The 9,482-nt window shown below is 73.2% G+C and carries 7 protein-coding genes and 1 pseudogene; 4 read left to right on the forward strand and 4 right to left on the reverse strand.

What is annotated here, in order from left to right; translation table 11 throughout:
• Positions 1 to 175 precede the first annotated feature (175 nt).
• Positions 176 to 1,243 carry a DUF2510 domain-containing protein gene (locus tag ACZ4SW_RS22530; protein WP_468247299.1) on the forward strand — a complete coding sequence of 356 codons (1,068 nt, stop codon included), beginning with the start codon at positions 176 to 178 and terminating at the stop codon, positions 1,241 to 1,243.
• A 144-nt stretch (positions 1,244 to 1,387) separates the two neighbouring features.
• Here ACZ4SW_RS22530 and ACZ4SW_RS22535 read toward each other — a convergent pair whose 3' ends face one another.
• Positions 1,388 to 2,002, reverse strand: coding sequence for a TetR/AcrR family transcriptional regulator (locus tag ACZ4SW_RS22535; RefSeq protein ID WP_468247305.1), 615 nt, complete (start codon positions 2,000 to 2,002; stop codon positions 1,388 to 1,390).
• Positions 2,003 to 2,206: 204 nt separating this feature from the next.
• On the opposite strand from ACZ4SW_RS22535, the gene ACZ4SW_RS22540 reads away from it, so the two are divergent.
• Together ACZ4SW_RS22540 and ACZ4SW_RS22545 are read left to right on the forward strand one after the other, a co-directional pair.
• A complete protein-coding gene (locus ACZ4SW_RS22540; protein WP_468247312.1) occupies positions 2,207 to 3,025 on the forward strand; it encodes a phosphatase PAP2 family protein in 819 nt (272 codons plus the stop codon).
• Positions 3,022 to 4,005, forward strand: a complete 984-nt coding sequence (locus ACZ4SW_RS22545; RefSeq protein WP_468247319.1) for a DMT family transporter — start codon at positions 3,022 to 3,024, stop codon at positions 4,003 to 4,005. Before ACZ4SW_RS22540 ends, ACZ4SW_RS22545 begins: the two co-directional genes overlap by 4 nt.
• Before the next feature lie 147 nt (positions 4,006 to 4,152).
• Here the strand turns inward: ACZ4SW_RS22545 and ACZ4SW_RS22550 are convergent, their stop codons facing one another.
• From ACZ4SW_RS22550 to ACZ4SW_RS22560, 3 genes are all read right to left on the reverse strand, one after another.
• A complete protein-coding gene (locus ACZ4SW_RS22550) occupies positions 4,153 to 5,046 on the reverse strand; it encodes an LURP-one-related family protein (RefSeq protein WP_468247325.1) in 894 nt (297 codons plus the stop codon).
• A 52-nt stretch (positions 5,047 to 5,098) separates the two neighbouring features.
• On the reverse strand, positions 5,099 to 7,150 hold the full coding sequence (locus ACZ4SW_RS22555; protein ID WP_468247332.1) for a phosphocholine-specific phospholipase C: 2,052 nt from the start codon (positions 7,148 to 7,150) through the stop codon (positions 5,099 to 5,101).
• A gap of 340 nt (positions 7,151 to 7,490) precedes the next feature.
• Positions 7,491 to 8,567 (reverse strand): NAD(+)/NADH kinase, encoded by a 1,077-nt coding sequence (locus ACZ4SW_RS22560; protein ID WP_468247338.1) that lies wholly within the window; start codon positions 8,565 to 8,567, stop codon positions 7,491 to 7,493.
• 459 nt (positions 8,568 to 9,026) lie between these two features.
• Here ACZ4SW_RS22560 and ACZ4SW_RS22565 point away from each other — a divergent pair.
• Positions 9,027 to 9,314: pseudogene (locus ACZ4SW_RS22565) on the forward strand (beta-galactosidase); the annotation flags it as partial.
• Between the last annotated feature and the right edge of the window lie 168 nt (positions 9,315 to 9,482).

The following is a 9,482-nucleotide window of genomic DNA, read 5'->3' on the forward strand; positions in this document are numbered from 1 at the left end:
GGGATTTTCTGTGGGGGGGTGTGTGGGGGGCCGCCTGACTGACCTTGGGGGTGGTTGGTGGGGCGGTCGGGCGGGCGGTCGGGCGGCCGGTCGGGCGGGCGGTCGGCGTCGTGGGAGGGCCGGCTCGGGTGGGCGCTCTCATCCGCCTTTCACTCGCGCCTCATACCGTGGGGGCATGACGCAGGTGACTCCTCCCGGGTGGTACCCCGACCCGGGGCAGACAAGTGACGGGCCCGCCACCGAGCGCTGGTGGGACGGCAGGGCATGGACGGACCGGGTCCGCCCCGTGGACGCGGGCGCCTCGTGGGGTCCGCCGGCGCAGCCGCCGGTCGCCGGCGCGTATCCGGGCGGGCCGTTCCCCACCACCCCCTGCCCGGGTGCCGCGCCCTACCCGGGTGCCGGGCCCGCCCCGGCGCGGCGCGGGGTGCGGACCGGGATAGCCGTGGCGGCGGCGATCGTGGTGCTGGCGGGCATAGGCGGCGGTGTCTACGCACTCACCGCGCAGGACGGCGGAAGCGGCCGCTCCGCAGGTGCCCAGGGTCCGGGCGGCGCGGGCGGCTTCGGCGGCCGAGGAGGTCAGGGGGGCGGGGGCGGCCAGGGCGATCCGTTCGGCGGGCAGGGCGGGCCCTTCGGCGGCGGTTCCGGAGGGTCGGGCGGTTCCGGCGGGTCGGGCGGTCAGACGCCCGGGCCCGGACAGCCGGGGACCGAGGACGGGTACGCCACCGACCCGTTCAACGGCATCAGCATCCCGGTGCCCGCCGGCTGGACCGGCCAGACCGTCGACGGAGGGGCGGCCGTCCAGTCAAACAACACCTACAAGTGCCCCGGTGACACCTCGAAGACCTGCAACACCGGCGGGGCGTACTCGGCCTCCGCCGAGCAGCAGGGGCTGACGGCCACGACCGCTCGGGCGGCGGCCGAGCAGGACATCACCAAGAACGCCGAGGAGTCCTACGGGGGCTCGTCCTACGGCGGGATCACCTCGCACCAGGTGCTGGCCTCCGAAGCGGTGACGGTGGCCGGGCAGAAGGGCTACATGGTCCGCTGGAAGGCGGTCACCGCGAAGGGCACGGACGGCTATGTCGAGTCGCTGGTCTTCCCGTCGCCCGCCGACCCCCAGCAGCTCGTCGTGGTGCGCTTCGGCATCGACGCCGGGTCCGGCGCCCCCAAGCCGTCCGTCCTGGACCAGATCACCAAGGGCATCAAGACGTCCTCGGCGAGCGGCTCGGGGCAGAAGGTCTGAGCCGCTCCCGGCCCGCGATGCGGCCGGGCGGGGCTCCCTCCGCTCCAGGGGAGCCCCACCCGGCCGGGTGCGCGCCGCCCCCGTCCCCACGGTGCGGCGCGGTCGGGCCGACGTCCGGTCATCCCACGGACGGCGACCCGGTTCTCAGGTGAGTCCGAGCGACGGGAGCACCACGGCCTCGACGAAGCGCGTGAGGTACTCCTCGTCCGCGTACTCCCCCTCCAGGAGGGGACGGACCCGCAGCACGCCGAGCAGTTGGGCGGGGACGTACTCCAGCGCCGGATGGCCGGCGGGCACCTCGCCGCGCTCCACACCACGCCGGACGATCTCCTGCAGCGCCCTGATCTCGGGCTCGACCAGTGCTTCGCGCAGCGCCCGCGCGAGTTCGGGGTCCTGCATCACGGCGTGGCCGAGGGCCTGGTGGAGCTTGGTGTCCCGGAGCGACCACTCGGCGGCGGCGCGCGCCACGGCCCGAAGGTCCCCGGCGAGCGAACCGGTGTCGATGCCCGCGAACCGCACACAGCGGCTCGCCCTCAGGGCGGCGGCCACGAACTGGGGCTTCGTCTTCCACTGCCGGTACAGCGTCGACTTGCTGCACCGGGTGACGGCGGCGACGCCCTCCATCGTGACCGCGTCGTAGCCGCATTCGCGGATCTGCTCCAGCACGGCGTCGAAGAACTCCTGCTCGCGCTCGGGCGTGAGCTTGGAGCGGCGCGAGGCGGCCACCGACTGCGGTGCCTCCGCTGCCTGCGACGTCATGGCTTCTGCTCCTCGGTCGTGGTCCCGGCCGGGTGGGCCGCTTCACACCAGTATATCGATACGCCAGTGTACCGGTACGGAAGCGTATCGGTACACTGGCGTATCGATGAGCCTTGGACAGGACCCACTCCCGTGTCGAGTGGGTCTTCTCCTGGGCTCACCACGCACCACCCCAGGCACATCCGTCAGCAAAGGGGGGCGGGGATGGATTCCCGCACCGAGCCCGAGAGGGAAGGGGAGGCCGCGACACACCGGCCGCCCCTCGTCCGCGAACTCCTTGTGGTCGCGGGGCTCTTCCTCGTCTACAAGTTCGGCCGGCGACTCGCGAACGGTCACACCGCGGAGGCGTTCCACAACGCGCACCGCGTCTGGGGCTGGGAGCGCGCACTCCGGCTGCCGGGCGAGGGCGCCGTGCAGTCCGCACTGCTGCACGGCGACACCCTCGTCCACACCGCGAACCTCTACTACGTCGCCGTGCACTTCACGGCCACCACGGCGTTCCTGGTCTGGCTCTACCTGCGGCGGCCCGGCCACTACCTGTGGGCCCGCCGGGTCCTCGCCCTGCTCACCGGCGCGGCGCTGGCCCTGCACCTGACGTTTCCGCTCGCCCCGCCGCGGATGCTCCACGCGGCGCACCTGGTGGACACCGGCCGGCTGTACGGGCCGACGGTGTACGGGGCGAAGCCGGCGACCGACTCCATGGCGAACCAGTTCGCCGCCATGCCCTCGCTGCACTTCGGCTGGGCCCTGATGGTCGCGATCGGCCTGATAGCGGCGACCCGGTCCCGATGGCGGTGGCTGTGGCTGCTGCATCCGCTGCTGACGCTGCTCGTGATCGTCGGCACGGCGAACCACTACTGGCTCGACGCGATCGTGGCGACGGCCCTGCTGGGCATCGCGCTGGCCGTGGTCCCCGCCCCGTCGGCGAAGCCGCGGGGAACGAGGCCGCGCACGGTTCCGTCGCCGAGGTCCGCCGAACCCCGGACGGCCGACGGGTCCGGCCTCGTGGGAGCGGGCCGGTGAACGCCGCCGTCCTCGCCGTCGTCCTGTCCCTGGTCTCCGCCGTCGCCTATGCAGCCGCCGCCGTGGCTCAGGAACGGCTCGCCGCCCGGGAGACCGGCACCGGCGTGATACGGCTGCTCGCGCGTGGCGCCTGGTGGTGGTCGGTCGCGCTGAACGCCTCCGCCGCGCTGCTGCACGTCGCCGCCCTCAAGTTCGGTCCGCTGACGCTGGTGCAGGCGCTCGGCGCGCTCACCCTGGTGGCCGCGGTGCCGCTCGGGGCGCGGGCGGCGGGACGCCGGGTCAGCGCGGTGGAGTGGCGGGGCACGGCCCTGACGCTGCTCGGTCTGGCCGCACTGCTGGTGACGGCGTCCGGCCCGGAGCCGGACCAGGCGCTGAGCCTCCCCGAGGCGCTGGCCGTCGCCGGGGTGACCACGGCCGCGATCGGCGTGCTGTCCCTCCCCCACTCCCGACTCCGCTCGAGCGGGCGGACCCCCACGGGCCCCCGCCCCGGGCTCCGGCACGCGACCGCCTCCGGTTTCGCGTCCGGTGTCGCCTCCGCGCTCACCCAGACGGTGACGGTGGCGGCGACGGACCGCTCGGCGTCCCCGCTGAGCGCGCACATCGTCGTGGTGGCGCTGCTGGTGGCGCTGTTCGCGACGGGTGGCCTGCTGCTGTCACAGACCGCGTACCGGGACGGCCTCGGCGCGCCACTGGCGCTCGTGACCCTCGCCAACCCGCTCGCGGCGGCGGTGATCGGCCTCAGCCTGCTCGGCGAACGGCTCCAGGGCGGCGCGGCCGGCCTGCTCCTCGCGGCGGTGGGCGCGGCTCTGGCGTCCTGGGGCGTGGTGACGCTGTCGCGGTCCGCCCCCGCCGCCCCGGCCCCCGTCGCCGACGACCATCCCGTCGCCGCGGTGCTGGCCCTGGAGCCGCGGCCGGCCCCCTGCGAGCCGTCGCCGCCCGCTCAGCGGCCGGCCGCGCCGGAGCACCTGACCAGCCTGTGAACGCACCGGTGGCCGGCACGCGCGCACGTGCCGGCCACCGCCGTTCTCGCCCCCGGGACCAAGCCCTTGCCGGTCCCGGGACCCAGCCGTTTCCGTCCCCCCGGGACCCAGCCGTCCCCCGGAACCCGGCCGCTTCCGCCGCCCCGCTCAGCCGAGACCGCGGGAGTCCTGCTTGAGTGCCGTGTCCACGGTCAGTGCGGTCGCCACCACCAGGCTCAGCAGCGGCTCGGGCAGTTGGTAGTGGATCTGCAGGACGTAGTTGTCCGCGGTCGTGAACATCGTCTTCGCCAGGCCCTCCCAGGTCTTGGTGATCCGGGCGACCTCGGTGTCGGCGTGGTCGACGATCGCGAAGTTCCAGGCGCGCCAGTTCTCCGCCTTGATCGCGCCGACCTGCCGGCCGTCCACGTTCATCGCGAAGTTGATCTTCCCGATCATGTTCTGCTGGACGATCTCGCCCACGACCTGCCCGTCCGGCCGCTCCACGACCACCCGCGACTTGAAGACCTTCGCGGGCCGGGTCAGGACCAGTTGCGGCTGCCCGTAGGCGTCGCGGATCTCCAGCTTGTGGGTCATGAACTGGTCCAGGCTGGAGACGAACCGCACCGCCTTCTTCAGCGCGCTCTGCCCGACCTCGGTGACCGATCCGAGCTGGTTGCCGTTCTGGTCGAAGACGCTGTACTCGTTGGTCAGCTCGATCAGCTTGGCCTTCTGGTTCACGACCAGCACCGGTTCGGTGAACAGCGTGCCGCCGCCGGAGCCGCTCGGGGCGACCCCGGCCTGCTGCTGCACCTGGCGCTGGACGCGCGGGTCCTGGGCCGCGGCCTGGTGACCGTGGAACTGCTGACCGGGTGCCGGCTGACCGTACGCCTGCTGCGGCTGCTGCGCCGCGGGCACCTGCTGCGGTGCCTGCGGTGCGGCCTGTGCCTGCTGGTCGGCGTGGGTGTGCTGCGTCCACTGCGAGCCGTCCCAGTAGCGCAGCGTGTGCGGTGCGCCGTGGGGATCGGGATACCAGCCTGCAGGTGTGTTCGAATGCGTGGTCACCGGGGCACACTACCGCGAGCCATCCGGAAATCCACCGGCACCGGACTCTCCCTCAGTCCGTCGCGATCGCGGGGTCGCTCACGCCCGGCCGCCCGTTCTCCACGTGCCCGGCGAAGCGGCGCAGGAAGGACGGATCGGCCTCGGAGGTGACGGTGAGGTCGTACCAGCGCCTGCTCGCCGCCAGGTCGACGGTGTGCTTCACGGTGGCGCCGGGCCGCACGGTGACCGTCTGCGGGCGGCCGCCGTAGCCGTCGGCGACCTTCAGCTTCACCGTGCCGGAGCCCCTGTTGGTGAAGGTCAGCGTCAGGTCGTCACCGGTGTGCCGGGCGGTGACCTCCGGACCGGCGGCCTTGTTGTGGCCCTTGAAGACGCGCAGGAAGCCGTTGGGGCCGTGCACGGTCAGGTCGTAGGAGCCGCTGGAATACGCCGAGTTCCAGGTGTCCGACACCGACTTGCCGGCCTCGGTGGTGTAGCTCCAGGGGCCGTCGGTGCGGTTGCCGGAGGTGACGAGGAAGGCGGCACCGGCGTGCGCGCCGGAGGCGAAGGCGAGGGTGAACGTCCCGGCCCCGGTGTCCGCCGAACCGTCCACGACCGGGGCGTACTTCAGCGGGCGGGTGGGCCGCAGACCGCGCTCCTGCTTGGGCAGGGTCCCGTTGGCCGGCGGGGTCGGCACGTAGTCGGGGTGGCGGTTGTGGTCCGGCGGCTGGTAGCCGTCGGTGGACGGCAGGGCGACCGGCTTGGTGTCCTTGCGGGAGAAGTCGAAGGCGGAGGTCAGGTCGCCGGTGATGGCGCGCCGCCAGGGCGAGATGTTCGGCTCGTGCACGCCGAAGCGGCGCTCCATGAAACGGATGACGGAGGTGTGGTCGAGGGTCTCGGAGCAGACGTAGCCGCCCTTGCTCCACGGCGAGACGACCAGCATCGGCACGCGCTGCCCGAGCCCGTAGGCGCCGGCGACGTGGCTGCCGTCGCCCTTGAAGAGGTCCGGGCCGACGTCGACCGTGGACTTGCCCTGCGCGGCGGAGGCGGGCGGAGTGGGCGGTATCAGGTGGTCGAAGAAGCCGTCGTTCTCGTCGTAGGTGATGAACAGGGCCGTCTTCGCCCACACGGCCGGGTCGGAGGTGAGCGCGTCCAGGACCTGGGAGACGTACCAGGCGCCGTAGTTGGCGGGCCAGTTGGGGTGCTCGGTGAACGCCTCGGGGGCCACGATCCAGGAGACCTGCGGCAGCTTGCCGGCCTTGACGTCGGCCTTGAGCCGGTCGAAGAAGCCTTCGCCCTTGCGTGCGTCGGTGCCGGTGCGGGCCTTGTCGTACAGGGGGTCGCCGGGCTTGGCGTTCTGGTACTGGGTGAAGTACAGCAGCGAGTTGTCGCCGTAGTTGCCGCGGTAGGCGTCCGGGATCCAGCCCCAGGAGCCGTTCGCGTCGAGGCCGTCGCCGACGTCCTGGTAGATCTTCCAGGAGACCCCCGCCTTCTCCAGGCGCTCGGGGTAGGTGGTCCAGTTGTAGCCCGCCTCGTCGTTGCCCAGGACCGGGCCGCCGCCCTGGCCGTCGTTGCCGGTGTACCCCGTCCACATGTAGTAGCGGTTCGGGTCGGTGGACCCCATGAACGAGCAGTGGTAGGCGTCGCAGATGGTGAAGGCGTCGGCGAGCGCGTAGTGGAAGGGGATGTCCTCGCGGGTCAGGTACGCCATGGTCGTGGAGCCCTTGGACGGGACCCACTTGTCGTACTTGCCGCCGTTGACGGCGGCGTGTGTGTCGTTCCAGCCGTGCGGGAGGTCCTGGATGAAGGCCAGACCCAGGTCGTCCGCGTCGGGGTGGAACGGCAGGATGTCCTTGGTGCCGTCCGACTGGTGCCAGACCGTCTTGCCGTTCTGCAGGGTCACCGGGTGCGGGTCACCGAAGCCGCGAACGCCCCTGAGTGTGCCGAAGTAGTGGTCGAAGGAACGGTTCTCCTGCATCAGGACGACGATGTGCTCGACGTCCTCGATGGTGCCGGTGCGGTGGTGGGCGGGAAGGGCGGCGGCGCGCTCGATGCTGTTGGAGAGCGCGGTGAACGCGGCAGTGCCGCCCGCGAGTTGGAGGAAACGGCGCCGATTCACTTCGGGCATGACGGGGTGACCTCTTGTCCTGACGGGGCGCGAAACGCCCGATGATGAGGGAACCTGCGCGAAGGGAGTGTTCCAGGAGCACCAAACGTCAGGAAAGGGTGCGGTGGCGTCCATGTGAAAGTCGTCGGTACGCGAGATGTGGGGCCGGCCAAGGGCCGTTGTGGTGCCGGCCAAGACCCGGTGCGCAAGCCGCCAAGACCTGCCCAAGAGGTCAGGGGCGCCCGCTCAGGGCCGAGGCGCGAGGAGGACGAGCTCCTCGGCGGCGTTCGCCGTCATGGCCGCGAGGTGGCCTGGAGCGGCGGGAGCGCCGTCAGGTCACGTCGCCGCGAGGCCCGCTCGGTCAGGCGTGGGGCCCGCCGTCCGCCGTCGGGCCGATGGGCAGCGCCAGGTGCGCCAGGTCGTCCGGCCGGGGGGTGGTCACCGGCCACAGCGGCGCCGGGGTCCCGTCGACGACCGCCGCCGGGGCGTCGGTCAGCTTCATCCGCTCGCGCAGGCGGCCGTAGAAGTCCGTCGGCCCCAGCCGGATGGCCCTCAGGCGCCGTTGGGCGGGGTACACGCCGATCCAGTCCCCGGGGTACAGGACGCCCCGCAGCTGGCCGTCGATGCTGACGGCGGCCTGGCCGGACCGTTCCAGCACCTTCAGCGCGACGGGTTCGTCGGGGGCCGCCACGACCGAGCGGTTGAACGCCATGTGCGGGGCGACCGGCGTGAAGACGAGGGCCTCCGCGCGGGGCGAGACGACCGGGCCGCCGGCGGCGAAGCTGTAGGCGGTCGAACCCGTCGGGGTGGCCACCAGCAGCGCGTCGGCGGAGTAGGAGGCCAGCAGCCGCCCGGCGAGGTAGACGCCGACCGACACCTGCCGGTCCCGCGCCAGCTTCTCCAGCACGACGTCGTTCAGCGCCATGACGTTCAGCGGAATGCCCCAGTCGTCACAGACCTCGCAGTGGGCACGCACCTGCGGAGGCGGCAGCAGGGGCCCGCGGCCGTACCGTGTGAGCGCCTCCATCTCGGCCGGCACCTCCAGCCGGCGCGAGGCGCGCAGGGTGAGCAGCATGCGGTGGTCGACCGAGAACCGGTCCTGCCGTACGGCGTCGAGCGCCTGGCGCACCCGCGTGACGGGCACCTCCGTCAGGAAGCCCACCCGGCCGAGATCGACCCCCAGGACCAGGGCGTCGTTCTCGGCCGCCAGCCGGGCGCCCCGCAGGAAGGTGCCGTCTCCGCCCAGGGTGACGATGAGGTCCGGGTCGCCCGCGGAGTCCACCTCGTCCCGGGCATGGCGCCGCCCACCGTCCTGCCACACGTCGATGTCGGAGCACTGCACGGCGTGCTCGTCACACCACGCACGCACGGTCCGGGCCGCGTCCACGGCTTCGGCACGGCCGCCGTGGACGACCAGGCCGATACGTCCCACGGTCACGTCTCCGCCTCCCCGTCACCTCGCGGATGATCGCCTGCTGCGCAGACCGGGCCGGCTTCCGCTCACCACGCCCACCTCCAGTCTGGCGGCGTTCGGTCCCCACGTCAGCGCGGGACGCACGCGGACGTGGACGCCCGCGGTGCGGAGCACGGGCGGAAACGCCCGGGCGCCGCTCGTGCGAGCGCCCCTTCGGTGTAGCCGGCCGGTCGGACAGGGCCCTCGGAGGCGCGCGATGGACTGCATCCGCCGGGTCCGGGACAGCGCCGTGCGAAGCCGTCAGCCGTCCGCGGCGCGGGCTGCCCCGGGCGCCCGGATCCGGTCCTCGGGTGCCCGGGCGGAAGCGGGAGCGGTGGGCACGGCGCCCGAAGCGTGCCGCGAACGGGTGAGTCCGCCGCCGGCCGAGTCGCCGTACGGGGCGTCGGCGGAGTCCGCCGGTACCGCCCCGACGGCCGCCTGCGGCACACCCAGAACACCCACGTCTCGGCGGGGTTCGTCTTCGGCGTCACCCGCTCCGCCCGCGCCGGGCAGCCGTGGATGCTGATGGAGCAGGCGCCCAGCGCGGTCAACTGGCGTGACCGCAACGGGCCCACGCCGTCGGGACGGATGCGGCTGTGGAGCCGGCAGGCGGTCGCCCAGGGCGCGGACGCGGTGCTGTACTTCCAGTGGCGCCAGTCCCGGGGCGGCGCCGAGAAGTACCACTCGGCGATGGTCCCGCACGGCGGCACCGACACCCGTGTCTTCCGCGAAGAGCCGTAGCGGAGCCGTCGAAACAAGGGACACACATGGGCACCTCAACACCCAGACGTGGGGGGGGGGGGGGGGGGGGGGTGGGTGGGGGGGGGGGGGGGGGGCGGGGGGGGGAGGGGGGGGGGGGGGGGGGGGGGGGGGGGGGGGGGGGTGGCCCTGCTTGTAGGG

The sequence above is a fragment of the Streptomyces sp. NPDC028331 genome (genome assembly GCF_055565775.1).

Excerpts from the sequence above, each read along its gene's own strand:
- ACZ4SW_RS22540 (WP_468247312.1), top strand. The coding sequence starts at position 2,207 with ATGGATTCCCGCACCGAGCCCGAGAGGGAAGGGGAGGCCGCGACACAC.
- ACZ4SW_RS22535 (WP_468247305.1), bottom strand. The coding sequence starts at position 2,002 with ATGACGTCGCAGGCAGCGGAGGCACCGCAGTCGGTGGCCGCCTCGCGC.
- ACZ4SW_RS22555 (WP_468247332.1), bottom strand. The coding sequence starts at position 7,150 with ATGCCCGAAGTGAATCGGCGCCGTTTCCTCCAACTCGCGGGCGGCACT.
- ACZ4SW_RS22530 (WP_468247299.1), top strand. The coding sequence starts at position 176 with ATGACGCAGGTGACTCCTCCCGGGTGGTACCCCGACCCGGGGCAGACA.